Raw genomic sequence first — 15503 nt, forward strand, 5'->3', positions numbered from 1 at the left:
GCGCATTGCTGACCATCCGATCAACCGCATCGACGAACTGCTGCCGTGGAACGTGGCTCTGTCGCTGCCGTCTACTGCTCACGTCGTGCCCATCCGATAGCATCGCGACTCCCCGTCGTCGTCGACCTACGCTACGGTGCTGATCGAGTGCTTACGCACTAACCGAGCTACGCGTGCCGAGCGGAATGGTCAGGCCTGCCAGTATCCCGCTGCTACCGTTGCTGGCGAAGTCACGAAATCCGGTGACGTAGATCGACATGTTGCGCACCGGGACCGAATAGCTGGCGGAGAGGATATGCGTGTGCTGTGCCGGCTGGAAATAAACGGCGCCACCCAGTGACGCGTTCCGGGCTACCGTGCTTCCCGGCGGAACGTACAGCCTGATCGGGCTCGGAGCGCTGTCACGGTAGACTCCCGCGTACGCGGCGCCCACAGAGCCGAACCGCCCCAGCGACAGGCCGACGCTGGCGTTGAGCCGCAGCCGTGGAACCGGGTCGCCGTTCATCGCCGCAATGTCCCGGAAGTCGTGGCCAGCCACCGATACGGAGGTGCTGAAGCTGAACACAGCGCCGAGGCGCTGGACACCGACGGAAAGCTGCGTACCGGTGCCCCCGGAGCCAGTGCTGGCCGCTGCTGCGACGTTGAGCATCGCGAGATTGCCGACATTCACCACGAGGCCGCTGCCCGCCATGAACGTGCCTGCGGTGCCCTCGGCGCTGGCTTCCACGGTCAGCGCCGAGGACAGGCCGCGACGCCAGGTCGCGGTGGCCGCAAAGTTGCCGTAGTCGTTGCTGAGCAGGCCCCAGTTGCGTCGCACGGCGCCCGCTTGCACGGAGAAGGTCTGCAGACCCGGAGCAAGCAGCGCCGAGCTGGCATAGAAGGGTAGCGTTGCGACCACCTGCCGGCCCAGCGCGTTGGTCAGCGTCATCGAAATCGTGCCGGCCCCTGTCACCACCGGCAGTTGCGGGATCTCGAAGGGCCCCGCCTCGACCTCGTGCGAGAACAGCCTGATACCGTTGGCCAGCACGTCCACCGTGGAAGGGACGGCGGCCGAGCCGCTCACCAGAGGCACCGGAAAGGTCACGAGATCGGGCCGCATGCTGAAGTCCGAGGTGATCTGTGCCCCCCCAAGGCGAACCGGACGCGTCCAGCCCAGGCCGCCCGTGATGAAATCGCCCAGGCGATAACGGCGCAGCGTATCGGGGTCCGACAACGTGTAGGTCGAGTCCAGGCGTATCGCCGATTCCGTACCGGGGCCGCCCGGACCACCACCGGCATAGGCCAGCAGTCCCGAGCTGACGACCCCCCAGCGCGAGAACGCCCGCAGGTCAAACAGCCCGTTGGCGACATTCTGGCGACCAGTGCCGGTGCCGGTGATGTCATAGTTGAGCGTTGCACCCGTGCCGCTCTCGACGGTACCGCCGCCGGAGTTTCCCTCTGGTTGCAGTAGCGCCGGCAGCAGGCGGTCATTGGCAGCGGTGACGTATAGCGTCTGGCTCGTCTGAACGAGACGCCAGGTCAACCCCGGTAGGTCGGACAAGGAGATCAGACCGTCAGGCCCGGAGGCGATGGCGTCGGGCACCCGGAAGCCGAGATCATGCAGTTCTCCTCGCCGCGCCAGCAGCGCGCCGTCGCGCAGTGTGAACTCGCCGATCTTGTCGGTGGAATGGCCATTGATCTGTACCTCCAGCAGCAGCGTCTGCCCGGCGGCTTCGGTCAGTCGCGGCATGATGGTCAGCACAAGCATGATGATCGTCGCACGGCACAGGCGCATGGCGGCCACGCGCGGGCGATCAGGGACCGGCAACAACAGGAACCGGCTGGTCGACGACACCGGTGTCCGCGTGCGCGGTGAGGCGCACCGTTTCACCCGGTACCGGCAGGCGGGTCTGCGCGACAATGCGCCAACGGCGGGTGGCGCCGGCGAGAACGTATGGCGATACGTTAGCCTCGGTCTGCAGCCCGCTGCCCTCGCTGGTCGTGAGCGCGATGTTGCGGATCGTTTCGTGGCGGCCGCCGTCATTGAATGCCACGAGCCAGGCCTGCCTCGCATCGCGCTCGATGTGAAACTGCACATGTGGGACCACCCGGGTCGCCGGCTCGGCAAAGATTGGGATGGACAGGCGCAGCGCGATGCGCACGGTCCCGGGCGCGGCTGGCGGCGGAATCTGGTCGAGCAGGATGCGGTAGGCGGCCTCGCGTCCCTGCGGCGGCCGACGCAGCACCAGACGCACGATCTGGGGGGCCGCCGGCGCGATAGTGGCGAGCGGTGGACTCGCCAGCACCTCATCGGAACTGGTGAGCTGGTCGTTGCCATCAGGCTGGTTCCAGGCGAAGGCGCGAACCTGGATGCTGGTCTCGTCGTCGCCCTGGTTGATGACCGTCAGGGCGGTGGCCATCCGTCCCGGTGCCATCTGAATGGTGACGGGCAGCACCGTCAGCGACTGCGCGCTGACCGCGCCACCCGTCAGGAGAGCAATGAAAACCGCAACGGGCGCGACCGCCCCATATGGCTTTGCCGCCATCGGTCAATAGGTGACGGTTGCCGTGATCGTGTCGGTGTACGCACCCGGCGTGACAAACTGCCCCGCCGCTATCCGGCCATAGACGGTCAGTGCCTGGGCGCTGCCTGTGCCAGTGCCGGCCACGGTATCGGTGCCGACGGTATTGCCCCAGTTGGTGGTCCGCCCGGCATCCTGGAACAACGAGTAGAGCAGGCTGGCACCAGTGATGGTCATCGCCCGGCTGGTCACCGTCGCGCCGGTCGCCAGCCCGGCGTCGAGGCCGACGTTATACGGCGTAGTGTTGCTGCAGGTGACCGAGAGGGTGGAGGTGGCGTCCGTCTGCGTGCCCGCGTAGGCGCCGAAGGCCAGCGGGGTGGCCGTGATCAGGCAGGTAGAGTCAACCGTCGCGGTGACCGCCATCGTAGCGGTAGCGGTGGCGGCGACGGCCGGCAGATTGAACGCTAAAATCCCCAGAAGGCCAACGCCGGCGGCAAAGAGTTTCGGACGGCCCCCCCGCGCGATGCGGGTGGCCTTCCTGTCTGGCAGGATGCGGCTGCCATCCCAATGGGAACGTGACGAGGACGTCATACAATGCAAGAGCGTCATGGTAATACCCCCGCTATTTACGTGTGGGAAATGGTCATGACAGGCCGCTGGCACTCCATCGCACATGGCGTGGCCGACCTATCGGAAGAGCCGGATCGTTTCAACGTAAAGTCCTGCTCTTTAACGCAAAGATTAGCGCATATGCGGCCCCGCACAAATATTTATTCATATCAATTGTTTTGACGCGATTGATGCCTGCATTGTCTGCTGGCGACTGCTTCAAAAATCATTGTATTAGAGCATTCTTAATGCGCGGCGCGGGACTGATTTTTGTGCCGCAGGCACGACTCATCTGACTCACGCTCACCCTGCGGGGGCAGCCGAAACCGGGCGGCACTCGAAACTCTGGCGTGAAGTCCTTGCAGGAATAATCGCCCAGATTATTTACTCATTCACCGTTTCGCAACCTGTTGTCGCATAAGTCCTTCTAACGCAACGCGCACCATCGACGTGGCGCCACCTATGCATGGCAGGCCCGGCAAAATCGATGCCGCTCTATAAATCATTTAATTTCTTTTAAGTGCCGTTTTACCGGAGGATAATCGTTTCCGCCTGGCGTGCGCCGCTCAGGCCGAGGCACGGTAAAGCCCAAAGGGGGAAGCGAATGCCAGCAATCGCCCAGTGGCGAGAAAGCGTCGCGTCGCGCCGGCGCGCAGCGCTTGGAATCGCGGTGTCCGCCGGCGCCGCAAGCCACTCCCGTCAGCTCGTTGAAGGCATCGTCTATCTCGCGAACAAGCTGGGCCTGGCCGTGGTGGCAGAAGGCGTCGAAGAAGTCGAGCAGCGCGAGGCCTTGAAGGAGATCGGCATCAGATTCGCGCAAGGTTTTCTGTTTCAGCGGCCAGCCAAGATTCTCGAATTTGACCGGATGTACCGCCATTCACTAACCCTTGCGATATCGCAAACGGTGGCGTACTGACCGGCATGATCGAGAGCTGACATTGTCAGAGGACCGACTGCACGGATCCGCGACACCGCATCAGCCTCAAACATCGGGCGTCCCGGCGGTAACAGAACGGTATCGAGGCAGGCAATTTTGGGGAATGAATTGTGACGACGGTACGGCTGGTTGAGGACGAGCCCGAGGCACCGGCAGCATGGAAGTGCTGTTGTACGTCGGCAGGCTATGAGGTCAGGACTGCGTGCGATACGAATGATGTCTTCGCAAGCCTGTTGACATGGCCGACGTATTTGGTGCGATCCGTCGTCTGCTTGCGGCTTCGGGACTCTGGGCATCCACTATCGCCGGGCGGGAATGCCACCGTCAGGCATAACGAACGGGGCGAAGGAGACAAGCTATGAACGTGAACGTGTCCATGCCGGTAGGTGACCCGAACGTGGTCGTCCGGCTGATAGCGCAGACTTACGCGCGCCTCCTCCTCGTGGCCTTCGCCCTCACCCCGGCCTGCCTCATTGGCTACGTGTTTTTCTTCCAGGATCCCGCTCTCAACTTTGAAAATCATGCATTTCATGAAATGGCGATTGCTGCGGCGACGCTGGAGGGTCTCTTTGTCACGTATGTGACGTGGCGGTGCTACCGTTCCTCCGGCGAACCGTTGCTGCGCTGGATGACGCTGGGCTTCTTCGGGTTCGCGGTGATATACGCACTACACGGCGCCTTCACCGGGTTCGCACACCACAACATCTGGCTATTCCTGCTCTATGGACCGGCGTCGCGGCTGGTCATGTCCGTCCTGCTACTGATCGGGCTGCTGTCATACAGGCAACCGCCGGACCCCACCAGCAAACGCGTCGATACCCGGCAGTGGCTGGCTTGGGTTGCGGCCTTTCTCGTCGTCGACGTGCTGGTTGCGCTCCTTGCGAACTCCTCCGTCGCGGGAAACCTCGGTGTGCGCCTGTCGATGGAAGGCGGCGCCCTCGTCCTTTCGTCGTTGAACGTTGCCACCCTGATGTTGCGGCGGATCCGTTCCCCGTTGATGCTGATCTATGGGATCTCGGTTACGGCGTTCGCGCTCGCGTCGCTCGCCTTCATCCTCGGACGCCCCTGGAATCACATGTGGTGGCTCGCACACGCGATCTTCGCAGGCGGGTTCTTCCTGCTGAGCTACGGGGTAGTCCAGGCCTTTCTCACGACACGTTCATTCGAAACGATCTACAGCCAGGAAGAGTTGATGGCGCGTCTTGCCGAGGCCATGGCGCGCACGGAAAGTGCGCTGCAGGAACTGCAGCGCACCAATCAAACGCTCGAACATCTGGCCGCTACCGATCCGCTTACAGGTGCGTCGAACCGGCGTAAATTCATCGAATGCGTCGAAGCGGAAATCGCGCGTGCGAAGCGGGACAGCGCTCCATTTTCCCTGTTAGCGCTTGATCTTGACAATTTCAAGTGGATCAACGACTGCTATGGACATCAGGTCGGAGACAGGGTTCTGCAAGGGTTCGTGCAGACCTGCCTCGACGCGATCCGGCCGTACGATGACGTCGCGCGTGTCGGCGGCGAGGAGTTCATGGTGTTGCTGCCGCGAGCCGATCCCGACGCCGCGCTCGCGGTCGGGGAGCGCATCCGGTCGGCAATCGCCAGTACCCCGTTCGCCCGTGAGATCGGACGTAGTGTCTCAATTACGGTGAGCATCGGAATATCGCAATTCGGGAAGGACGGCAACACGATTGACGCGCTCCTGCGGGCGGCCGACCAGCGCCTTTATCGCGCGAAGCGTCGTGGTCGTAACTGTGTGATCGCCGCCTAGTGCGATCCCTTCGCCGCCATCACCTGCGGATGTGATTCTTGAGATGTATGACGGACCGCGGGAACTGGTGCAACCAGGATGCTGCGCGCATGCGCGACGCCGTACGGCCAGTCGCCTTGCACAAGCCACGTGGTTTATTGTGAGCTTACGCTGCGCGCCCCGTAACCGTCACGCCCCCTCACATGAGCCATGCCGTTGTAGTCCCTCTACTCACGCCGGCCCCATATGCAAAAAAAACCGACCGCAGAGGGACCACGGCCGGGGTACAAAATCGTCCGCGCTCAGGCACGAGGAAGGACGTTTCCAAAGTCTAGAATTTGCATTCTATTTCCCAAATAGTGGTAAACGATCATTTAAAATTCAAATTATTCGCCAATAGGAATTAATCGCATTCCCTCAATGCACCAACTCAAACGCTGGGTTATGTGGCAGTACCACCGCCGCTCGACCGGAGATCGCGTGCGGCGTCGAGCTCGATTTGTTATCGAGGCCGCCGCAATCTGTCACCTGGACACTTATCGCCGCACTTTCGACCTGCAGGGTTTTCACGCTGCAGCGTACAAGCGAGCCGCCGCTCGAGGCGTCGAATTCTGGTGACGGCCGCCATTTTTCGCATGAAAAATACGATTACTCCACGCAGCAGGTTCTTCGCGATCACCAGGTTCGCCAAAGCGAACATTGCACCGTGTTCTTGACGAGCCCTTGTAGCGCACCTTGCGATGGAGGAACAAGTTCTTGACGATATGAAACGGATCGGATTTCCTGCTCGACAGCATCGTCAATCAAGCGAACCTGCTGGAAAGCGTCAATTCGATGGAAGGCGGCGTCCGACGCCGTGTGCGTGATACGCATTCGCGGCGACGCTGCGTGAATGCGCGCCGATTCCGACCGTACAGTGCACCTGCCATGAGGTGGACGCCGCACATCGGGACGACACGCGGAGTACGTCGTCCCGATGCGGCTTACTCGCCCGTTACAGCCGGGAAATCGTCCTTATTAAATATTATCCTTGAGATTCTTGAGAATAATGTAGAACCAGTTGGTGCTCTGGCTGTTGTTCAATGCTTGAATTTTGCTCCAATCCCTATCGAGATTCCAGATCGAGCCGGTTGCAAGTTCATTGTCTTTCGGGCAATTCGGATATATTTTGAAAATGTCCTTGTAGGTTCCGATTCTCCCATTGCCAATGGCAGCAGCTGCGTCGGCGCCCGTCTTGAGGTTGGCAATTGCCTTGCCGCTGATATCGTTGAATACCGCGTTCGAGAACTGGTAGTAGACGCCGTAATACTCGGACTTGCCCGTCCCGTGATGCCACTCTTTCGGCATCAACTTTCCGTCGAATTTGCGAAGCTCGACGCCGGTCTCCTCCTGAAATTCGTTTGCCGCGCCGATCGCCGGATCGGTGTTCGCTGCGAGCCCTCCGCCGGGAAGCGCGGGCTCTCCAGGGCCGTTCCTGATCGGGGTGCCGTCCGGTGGATAGATATTGCCGTTGCCGTTGTTGTCGGTATGAAAAAAGAACCCGCTAGTATTCTTGACGGCAATAAAGAAATTCTTCGAGGTGTCGTACACGACGGCATATGTCTGGGCCATGTTTTTCTTTCACTCCGGATCGGGTTGATGGAACGGTACGGCTATTCATATTGGATGATAGTGCCTCCCCGAAATTTCGCCAGTTCCGATCGGCATGCCGCTCAATATCAAGATCATTTTTTTGATATTTTAGTTATTTGATATTTTGGTGATGGTCGTTAATTTTTTCGAAACTATTTGTGATGTTTGCCGTGTTGAATTGTGATGCGGCGGATCGAATTGGCGAAACGTAGACCGAAACAAAATCGTCACCGTTTGCGAAGCAAAGATGTCGATTCGGCACCGGACATCGGCAACAGGAAGGGAATTCCTCGTGCATTCTTGAGGTTATGCGCTGCGCAATAAAATTGTCTCCGGTCGTGGCGTCGCGAAGCCCGCTGTCAACACCCTTCCGCCTTGTCGCGACGAGCGCGGTCATGACGATGTGTTGCGCCGATCACCAGTTTCGGTTCGCAATCGCACGATCGCGATAAAAAGATAGTTTTATCCCGAGAACGCTTTCCTCTGCAACGTCGATATTCATGCGTCACATCGAATGGCGGGTCTGGGGCGACCCGGATGGCTCTGTACGACCCATTGCGAACCCTCGCGTAGTTTGGTCTCTACGGGCCAAATCGTGCGATCAACGACTTGCATGCATCGGTTCCTACAGCAGATGCCCACAGTTCAGCTTCTTTGATTTCCGGCTCAAGTTTGGCCAGGACACTTCGATCCCAATGCTCTCGGGACGCACCAAGCGGTAACGCATCGGTTTCTGAATCGATGGCGACGAAAACCAGGAAGTCTGTATCGTCGGCAGCCGCATTGGCCTCATGGCGCAAGCTAGCCAGTCGTCGCGAACCGATCAGAAAGCTCAACTACCCGTCGAGCATTGCCTGCGCTGTAGAGACGATCTGTCGACGTACTGACTGAGCAAACGCTTCATGAGTATTGTATCGGGCCATCTCAAGTCAACCTGGTCGTCGAAATCTGTCGCGCAGTATGCCGGCAAATGGAATTCAACCTCGTCAGGCGAGATGTCAACATATGCTAGATATTCCTCGCAATCCATTTCCTTCGGAAGCGATCGAGCAGCGGCGTCCATCTCGACAATATTGCCCAGAACATCTCTGGTAATATCGATAAAGCGACGATCAATCCTTGAATCGCAACTAGGCACATAAATTTCAAAGTCGAAAAAATCAGCCTTTATCTTGCAACAGCCTCGTTCCGAGCACGACGGCAAGAATATCGCTGATGAGTCGCGCTCATCGGCTCCAACAAATTCACCGTGCTCGATTTTGTAACGCCCAGCTTCACGATGCGGCTGAATTTCAAGAGGCGATCCCGTAAACTGGCCCAAATAGTAAGAGGATGGTTGCGTATCGAGAGCGTACTTGTTCATGGTGAGTGCTTGAGAAATGGCAGAAAACCGTCGCCAGTTGACGGAGCGAAGCAGTGGCCGTCTACATTGATTGCTCGAAATTGTCGACGATCTGAACCAAGGTGTCGAACGTCTCTTCCTGGCTGCGGATTCAACCCGTCGATGCAACGAATTGATGAAATCGCTCGCCGAGACACCTCGTCCTATGCTGTTTGCGCGAGCGCCTGGTGCGTCTTTGAAAGCTGGCGTTTATGTTCTAGCCGGAGGCACTTCTGTCAGCCGATGCGGGGACACCATTTTGCGTGCGTGCCATCAAGCGGAAAAAGCTCGCGAGGGTGCTTCCCGCTCCGGCGCATGCTCGAGCAAATGCGCAACAAATCGGGTGAGCTTCGGCAGGGGGCGCCGGTCGTGTCGGTACACGATGTGGACGGGGTGGGGTTTGGGCGAGTAGGCCTGCAGCACTTGTACCAACGTTCCGCTTGCCAGATCGTGGGCCACCAGGACCTCCGGTTGCAGCAACAATCCCGCGCCTGCGATTGCAGCCATGCGCAAGCCGTTGCCGTCATTGCATGTGAACACCGATTCCGTCGCCAAGCGCGGGCTGTCCCCATCCCCGAACTTCCAGCCGCTACGACTATTCCATACCGTATGAGACAGGCAGTGATGGGCGCTCAAATCCTGTGGCGTCTCAGGACACCCGTATTGAGCGAGGTAGCCCGGCGACGCACAGATCACCATGCGGTACATGGTCAACGGCTTTGCAATCAGGTCGGCATCGCCCAATTCACCAATTCGGATCGCCAGATCAAAACCCTCGTCAATCAGGTTGACGTTGCGATTGCTCAAATCCAGTTCCACACGCACGAGCGGATACATCTGCCGGAAAGTCGCGGCCAGCGGGGCGATGACACAGGCGCCAAAGGTAATCGGCGCGCTGATACGCAACGTGCCGGACGGTGACGCGCGTAGCCGCTCGACCGATGTTTCGGCGATACGCATGTGTTCGAGCGCACGCTTCGCGTCTTCGTAAAAAACGCGGCCGGCATCAGTCAGACTCTGACGCCGTGTAGTGCGCTCCAGCAGGCGCGCACCGAGACGCTCTTCAAGTTCGCGCACATATTTGCCGACCATGACCGCCGATATGTCCAGCCGCTGCGCTGCTTCGGTGAAGTTGCCTCCCTCCACGACGGCAACGAAGGTTTCCATGGCACGCAATCTGTCCATATTGCTAACTGTGGATTAGTAGTGTCGTAAATTAAAGCATATTTATGGTTGCCTAGGTTCGGGGAAGAATGGCGACGTTTCAACCTGAATTCGAAAAGGAGTATTTATGAAGATCGTCGTAATCGGTGCCGGTGGGGACGTTGGTCGTTCCGTGGCGGATGAGCTTGCACGTGACGGCAAACACGACGTCATTCGTGTCGGTCGTACCCGGGGTGATCATCAGGTTGACATCACCCGCGATGACAGCGTGAGCGCGCTGTTCGAGCAGATCGGCCCCGTCGACGCCATCGTCGCAGCCGCAGGCAATGTCATTCTGGCGCCAGTTGAGAAAATGACGGCAGCCGATTTCCATCGAGGCTTGCAGGACAAATTGCTCAGTCAGGTGCGCGTCGCGTTGATTGGTCAGCATTACCTGAGCGATGGCGGCTCAATTACGCTGACCTCCGGCATCGCTGTCGATGATCCGATTGCGCAGGGTTCCCATGCCGCAGCGTCGAATGCCGGGATTGAAGGGTTCGTGCGTGCCGCTGCGTGCGACTTTCGCTGGGGCATCCGCATCAATGCCGTTAGTCCGACCGTGCTGATCGAATCCATGGACCGGTTTGGTCCGTTCTTTCCCGGCTATGAAGGCGTGCCGGCGGCAAGTGTGGCAATGGCCTACCGACGCAGCGTGGAAGGCGTGCATAGCGGCCGCGTATATCGGGTTGGTCATTGAAGTAAGGAATGGACCGGCCAGCGCTTCGCGCCGGCCCGTCGGGGTGCTCATTTTTTTCGGCTGAATTCCTTCAGGCCGTCGATGACCAGCAATTGCTCGGCAATCAGGCGCTTGAGCCGATCGTTCTCCGATTCCAGATCCTTGAGCCGACGGGCGTCGGCCACATCCATGCCACCGAACTTGTTGCGCCAACGATAGAACGTCTGTTCCGAGACGTTGTGGCGCGCGCACAGATTGTAGAGGACGTCAACGGAAGAGATCGGAACAGGACGGAAGGCCCATATGGCGGAAGGCAGCAGGAGTCGAACCTACCCGGGAGTGTCTGACACCCCCAACTGGATTTGAAGTCCAGCCGTACCACCGGATACGAATGCCTTCCTCGGGGAAAACAACCAAAGGAACAACGAGCGCCTACGCCTGAATACCCACCCAACCGCTGTCAGGCCGCAGGAAGTGAAGATCGCGGTGGAAGCGAGTATACCCAACCCGATCGAAGAACTCGAGAATCTGGATCGCGCGCTTGCGGCCGAGCCCCGTCGCGTCGCGAAACGTCGCGGCATCGAGCCCGCCGCCACGCGAAGGCGCAAGATGCGCGACCAGTTCCGTCAGCTCGCGTACGACATCCGCGTGATAGAACAGGTCGCGCACGACCTGGTGCACGTCGCCGCGCCGCGCGAGCTTGCGCAGCAGCGTGCGCACCGCGTCCTCGGCCGCGCCCGTGTCGCGGGCCAGGTCGCGCACCCACGGCGGATCGAAGCGCCCCGCATGAATCAGCGGCAGCAGTTGCCGCGCCAGCGCCTCCTCGCGCGAATCGAGGCTCACCGAATGCGACGGCAGATGCAGCCACGGCCCGCTTCGCGCGACTTCGCCGCCGGACACCAGCGCATCGACGAGCGCGCGCCACAACGCATCGCCGGCAAGCGGCGCAGCCATCCGCCGCAGACGCGCGGCGTCGAGCCCCTGTTCGTCGGGCATGCGCTCGTGATACGCGCGCAGCGTCTCGATCGCCCGCGTCTGCAGCGTGCGCCAGTGTGCATGCGAAATCACCGCGCCGTCGTTCGACGCGGCATCGCGTTGCCCGATCGCCAGCGCGTCGTCCGGCAACGCGAGCGCGTCCGGCGCGAAACCGGTGAGATGCGTGAGCATCGCGCGCGGGATGCCGAGCGGCGCCTGCGCGAGCAGCGCATCGAGGCGCTCCGCGTCGAGCCACTCGGCAAGCGCATCGAGCCACGCGCGACGCGCGGGCGTGCGGCGCTTGCGCGCCGGCCCGAACGGATCGAGCACGCGACCGCCGCCGACGGTGCGCGTCGCCTGCGGATTGCGGACGATGAACCGGTCGCCCGGCAGCACGAACACCGGTTCGTCGAATACCAGTTGCACGCGCATCCGCTGGCCGGCCGCGAGCGTGTCGCCGTCGAGCAGCGCGACATGCGCGACGCGATGCAGCGTGCCGAGATGCACGTGCAGCGGCGCCCAGTGCGTCAACGTCAGCCCCGCGTCCGCGAGCAGCGTCAGCTCGACGTCCACGCGCGGCGACGTCGCGGCGAGCCGCGCATCGGCGACGGTATCGCCGCGCTCGACGTCGGCCTTGTCGACGCCGGCCAGGTTCAGTGCGCAACGCTCGCCCGCGCGGCCGGCCTGGACCGGCCGGTTCTGCGCATGGATGCTGCGCACGCGCGCCGCGCCGCCCGTGCGCACGATCGCGAGCGTGTCGCCAGTCGCGACGCGGCCCGCGAACGCGGTGCCCGTCACGACGGTCCCCTGCCCCGCGAGCGTAAACACGCGATCGACCGCGAGCCGGAACAGGCCGTCGTCGCGGCGCGCGCGCCATGCGATCGCCGCGTCGGCCAGGTGACGCTTCAACGCGGCGACGCCCGGATCGTCCACGGCCGTCGCACGGGTTTCGAAGATCGGCGCGCCGGCCAGCGTCGAGTCGTGCAGCCATGCGGCGATCTCGTCGCGCGCCTGGGCGACGCGCGCGGCGTCGACACGATCGCACTTCGTCAGCGCGACCGCGCCATGCGTGACGCCCAGCAGCTGCAGGATCGCGAGATGCTCGCGCGTCTGCGGCATCACGCCGTCGTCGGCGGCGATCACGAGCAGCGCGAAGTCGATTCCGCATGCGCCGGCCGCCATCGTATGAATCAGCTTCTCGTGGCCCGGCACGTCGATCAGACCCAGCACATCGCCGTTCTCGAGCGGCGTATACGCATAGCCGAGTTCGATCGAGATGCCGCGCGCCTTCTCTTCCTTCAGCCGGTCGGTATCGACGCCCGTCAGCGCGAGTACAAGCGTCGTCTTGCCGTGGTCGATGTGCCCCGCGGTACCGACGATCATGCAGCGGGCTCCGCGGGCGGCACGCATTGCGCGACGAATGCCGCTTCGTCGGCGGCTTCGAGGCAGCGCAGGTCGAGCCGCAGCGCGTTGTCGGCGACGCGGCCGATCACCGGGCGCGGCCATTCGCGCAGCCGCTTCTCGAGCTGCGCAAGCGCGCGGCCGCCGCGCTTGCCGTCCGGCGTGCGCACGACGAGCCCGGCGCTCGGCAGTTGATCGACCGGCAGCGCGCCGCTGCCGATCTGGCTGAACATCGGTTCGACCGTCACGTCGAAACCGTTGCCGAGCGCCGCCTGCAGCGCCGGGCGCACGCGCTCGGCGGCCTCGGCGATCTCGCGCTGCGGACGCGTCAGCAGGCGCAAAGTCGTGAGCCGGTCGCGCAGGAATTCGGGCGCCTGGTAGAGCCGCAGCACGGGCTCGAGCGCCGCGAGCGTCAGCTTGCCGACGCGCAGCGCGCGCTTGAGCGGATGTTTCTTGATCTTCGCGACCAGTGCGCGATCGCCGACGATCAGGCCGGCCTGCGGCCCGCCGAGCAGCTTGTCGCCGCTGAAGGTGACAACGTTTGCGCCGGCGGCGACGGTTTCCTGCACGGTCGTCTCGTGCGGCAGCCCCCATAACGACAGGTCGGCGAGCGTGCCGCTGCCGAGATCGACGGCGACCGGCAGCCCGTGCTCGCGCGCGAGCGGCACGAGTTCGGCGAGCGTCGCCTCCTTCGTGAAGCCGCTGATCGCATAGTTGCTGCAGTGCACCTTCATCAGCAGCGCGGTGCGCGGGCCGATCGCCTCCGCGTAGTCGCGCAGATGGGTACGGTTGGTCGTGCCGACCTCGCGCAACCTGGCGCCGGCGCGACTCATGATGTCGGGAATCCGGAAGGCGCCGCCGATCTCGACCAGCTCGCCGCGAGATACGACGACTTCGCGCTTCGTCGCGAGCGCCGACAGCGTCAGCAGCACGGCCGCCGCATTGTTGTTGACGACGGTCGCCGCTTCCGCGCCCGTCAGTTCGCACAACAGATCGTCGATCAGGTCGTCGCGATCGCCGCGACGGCCCGTGGCGAGATCGAATTCGAGGTTGACGGGCCGCGTAAGCACGTCGATCACCGCGCGCACCGCTTCGTCGGGCAATAGCGCGCGCCCGAGATTCGTATGCAGCACGGTGCCGGTCAGGTTGAACACCGTGCGCACGGCGCCGGCGCTCTGCGCGGCCAGCGTGCGCGCGACGGCCGCAGCGATGCGCGGCTCGTCGAGCGGCTCGGCCGCCATCGGATCGTGCTGGGCGGCGGTACGCCAGCGTTCGAGTTCGGCGCGCACGGCATTCAGCACGCGCGTGCGGCCATGGTCGGCAAGCAGCGGTTGCAGCGGTGCCGACGACAGCACGCGCTCGACCGACGGCACGCGCGCCAGCACCGCATTCAGTTCATTCACACCCGGTCCGGTCACGTAGTAGTGGCTCCAGTCTCAGCTTCGCAGTCGGCCGAGGCCGGCGCTCGCGCACCGCCCCCGGCCCCGTGCCGTCAATCCGCTTCCCGCGACACATCCGGCCACAGCAGCGGGTTCGGCGAACTGCGCTGGTATCCGGCCTCGTTCATCAACAGGTCGAGCGTGAGACTCGCGAGATCGTCCGCCAGCGGCTCGAACTCGTAGTCCTTCTCCTGGTAGCCGATCTTGCGATAGGTCTTGCACTCGTCGCACGATTCGGCCTTGACGGCTTCGCTGCCGCCCTCGATCCCGTGGTATGCGATGCCCTTCGTCGAATCGCAGTGCGAGCACTTGGTGCGCACCATGTGCCACTCGGTCGTGCACAGCCCGCATTGCAGGAAACGGTAGCCCTGGAACTGGCCGCCCACCCGCACGACACTCGCGACCGGATGCGAGCCGCACACCGGGCACAGCCCCGGCTGGTCGAGATACGGAACGTCGGCCGGCGTCACGCGGCTGGCGAGATCGGTCCACACGACCTGCAGCGCGGCCATCAGGAACGGCGCGGTGGCCGGGTCGACCTCGGCGAAGCGCAGCGCGAGGATCGCGTCGGCCTGCGCGTCGAGTTCGGCGGGCGCCGTCAGGCGCAGCCGGTCGAGCAGCTTCGCGAGCGACGGATTGACGAGCCCGGCGCCTTCGACGCGATCGAGCAGTTCGTACAGCACGGCGCGCCAGCGCGGATCGCGCTCGCCGTCGAGCGCCGGCACGAGCGGCATCGAATGCTGCTGCGCACGCGCGATCGCTTCCTTCGACGGCAGCGGCAGCTCCAGCGTCTGCAATGTCGCGTGCTGCGCATCGGCGACGGTGGCCATCAGCCGCAGGTAGCCGCTGATCGGGTTCAGGTCGGCAAGCTTGCGCAGCCGCGCGGCGCGCGCCGAAAACGCGGTGGCGCGCTCCGGCAGGCGAAAGCGCGGAATGGCCGAATGATCGAGTGCCGAGATCTCGGTCGGTTCGAGAATGCGTTGTGTCACAGAAATGTATTCC

General features: G+C 62.5%; 13 protein-coding genes, 1 tRNA gene and 2 pseudogenes. 3 read left to right on the forward strand and 13 right to left on the reverse strand.

Features of this window, described 5'->3' with window-relative positions:
- Window positions 1-151 precede the first annotated feature (151 nt).
- From ACPUER_RS10270 to ACPUER_RS10280, 3 genes are all read right to left on the reverse strand, one after another.
- Window positions 152-1834, reverse strand: a complete 1683-nt coding sequence (locus ACPUER_RS10270) for a fimbria/pilus outer membrane usher protein (protein WP_425131022.1) — start codon at window positions 1832-1834, stop codon at window positions 152-154.
- Window positions 1794-2435: a fimbrial biogenesis chaperone gene (locus ACPUER_RS10275; RefSeq protein WP_425131023.1), complete on the reverse strand. Its 642-nt coding sequence runs from the start codon at window positions 2433-2435 to the stop codon at window positions 1794-1796. Before ACPUER_RS10275 ends, ACPUER_RS10270 begins: the two co-directional genes overlap by 41 nt.
- 93 nt (window positions 2436-2528) lie before the next feature.
- Window positions 2529-3110 carry a Csu type fimbrial protein gene (locus tag ACPUER_RS10280; protein WP_425131024.1) on the reverse strand — a complete coding sequence of 194 codons (582 nt, stop codon included), beginning with the start codon at window positions 3108-3110 and terminating at the stop codon, window positions 2529-2531.
- Window positions 3111-3714: 604 nt separating this feature from the next.
- Between ACPUER_RS10280 and ACPUER_RS10285 the strand changes: the two genes are divergently transcribed.
- Window positions 3715-4026: an EAL domain-containing protein gene (locus ACPUER_RS10285; protein ID WP_425131025.1), complete on the forward strand. Its 312-nt coding sequence runs from the start codon at window positions 3715-3717 to the stop codon at window positions 4024-4026.
- Window positions 4027-4405: 379 nt separating this feature from the next.
- The gene (locus tag ACPUER_RS10290) at window positions 4406-5815 is read left to right on the forward strand and encodes a GGDEF domain-containing protein (protein ID WP_425131026.1); all 1410 of its coding nucleotides are present in this window, start codon (window positions 4406-4408) and stop codon (window positions 5813-5815) included.
- A 628-nt stretch (window positions 5816-6443) separates the two neighbouring features.
- Here the strand turns inward: ACPUER_RS10290 and ACPUER_RS10295 are convergent.
- From ACPUER_RS10295 to ACPUER_RS10315, 5 genes and pseudogenes are all read right to left on the reverse strand, one after another.
- A pseudogene (locus tag ACPUER_RS10295) lies at window positions 6444-6588 on the reverse strand (IS5/IS1182 family transposase); the annotation flags it as partial.
- 223 nt (window positions 6589-6811) lie between these two features.
- Window positions 6812-7405, reverse strand: coding sequence for an NUDIX hydrolase (locus ACPUER_RS10300; protein ID WP_175958755.1), 594 nt, complete (start codon window positions 7403-7405; stop codon window positions 6812-6814).
- 602 nt (window positions 7406-8007) lie between these two features.
- Window positions 8008-8262, reverse strand: coding sequence for a DUF2489 domain-containing protein (locus ACPUER_RS10305; protein ID WP_175958754.1), 255 nt, complete (start codon window positions 8260-8262; stop codon window positions 8008-8010).
- On the reverse strand, window positions 8259-8789 hold the full coding sequence (locus tag ACPUER_RS10310) for a hypothetical protein (RefSeq protein WP_175958753.1): 531 nt from the start codon (window positions 8787-8789) through the stop codon (window positions 8259-8261). The genes ACPUER_RS10305 and ACPUER_RS10310 overlap by 4 nt, the downstream gene beginning before the upstream one ends.
- Window positions 8790-9080: 291 nt before the next feature.
- Window positions 9081-9992, reverse strand: a complete 912-nt coding sequence (locus ACPUER_RS10315; protein WP_175958752.1) for a LysR family transcriptional regulator — start codon at window positions 9990-9992, stop codon at window positions 9081-9083.
- A gap of 106 nt (window positions 9993-10098) precedes the next feature.
- On the opposite strand from ACPUER_RS10315, the gene ACPUER_RS10320 reads away from it, so the two are divergent.
- On the forward strand, window positions 10099-10707 hold the full coding sequence (locus ACPUER_RS10320; protein WP_425131027.1) for a short chain dehydrogenase: 609 nt from the start codon (window positions 10099-10101) through the stop codon (window positions 10705-10707).
- Between the two features lie 18 nt (window positions 10708-10725).
- Here ACPUER_RS10320 and ACPUER_RS10325 read toward each other — a convergent pair.
- The 5 genes and pseudogenes from ACPUER_RS10325 to fdhE all read right to left on the reverse strand — a co-directional run.
- Window positions 10726-10943 (reverse strand): annotated as a pseudogene (locus ACPUER_RS10325) (transposase); the annotation flags it as partial.
- Between the two features lie 47 nt (window positions 10944-10990).
- A tRNA-Sec gene (locus ACPUER_RS10330) sits at window positions 10991-11086 on the reverse strand.
- Between the two features lie 32 nt (window positions 11087-11118).
- Window positions 11119-13044 carry a selenocysteine-specific translation elongation factor gene (selB, locus tag ACPUER_RS10335; RefSeq protein ID WP_425131028.1) on the reverse strand — a complete coding sequence of 642 codons (1926 nt, stop codon included), beginning with the start codon at window positions 13042-13044 and terminating at the stop codon, window positions 11119-11121.
- A complete protein-coding gene (gene selA, locus ACPUER_RS10340) occupies window positions 13041-14480 on the reverse strand; it encodes an L-seryl-tRNA(Sec) selenium transferase (RefSeq protein WP_425131029.1) in 1440 nt (479 codons plus the stop codon). The genes selB and selA overlap by 4 nt, the downstream gene beginning before the upstream one ends.
- Before the next feature lie 74 nt (window positions 14481-14554).
- Window positions 14555-15490 (reverse strand): formate dehydrogenase accessory protein FdhE, encoded by a 936-nt coding sequence (fdhE, locus tag ACPUER_RS10345; protein ID WP_175958748.1) that lies wholly within the window; start codon window positions 15488-15490, stop codon window positions 14555-14557.
- Between the last annotated feature and the right edge of the window lie 13 nt (window positions 15491-15503).

Source organism: Burkholderia sp. DN3021 (assembly GCF_049805555.1).
In the GTDB taxonomy this organism is placed as follows: domain Bacteria; phylum Pseudomonadota; class Gammaproteobacteria; order Burkholderiales; family Burkholderiaceae; genus Burkholderia; species Burkholderia pyrrocinia_C.

What these genes read in the sequence shown, in the direction of transcription:
- ACPUER_RS10280 (WP_425131024.1), bottom strand. Translation starts at nt 3,110, where the DNA reads ATGACGCTCTTGCATTGTATGACGTCCTCGTCACGTTCCCATTGGGAT.
- ACPUER_RS10285 (WP_425131025.1), top strand. Translation starts at nt 3,715, where the DNA reads ATGCCAGCAATCGCCCAGTGGCGAGAAAGCGTCGCGTCGCGCCGGCGC.
- ACPUER_RS10290 (WP_425131026.1), top strand. Translation starts at nt 4,406, where the DNA reads ATGAACGTGAACGTGTCCATGCCGGTAGGTGACCCGAACGTGGTCGTC.
- ACPUER_RS10300 (WP_175958755.1), bottom strand. Translation starts at nt 7,405, where the DNA reads ATGGCCCAGACATATGCCGTCGTGTACGACACCTCGAAGAATTTCTTT.
- ACPUER_RS10310 (WP_175958753.1), bottom strand. Translation starts at nt 8,789, where the DNA reads ATGAACAAGTACGCTCTCGATACGCAACCATCCTCTTACTATTTGGGC.
- ACPUER_RS10315 (WP_175958752.1), bottom strand. Translation starts at nt 9,992, where the DNA reads ATGGACAGATTGCGTGCCATGGAAACCTTCGTTGCCGTCGTGGAGGGA.
- ACPUER_RS10320 (WP_425131027.1), top strand. Translation starts at nt 10,099, where the DNA reads ATGAAGATCGTCGTAATCGGTGCCGGTGGGGACGTTGGTCGTTCCGTG.
- selB (WP_425131028.1), bottom strand. Translation starts at nt 13,044, where the DNA reads ATGATCGTCGGTACCGCGGGGCACATCGACCACGGCAAGACGACGCTT.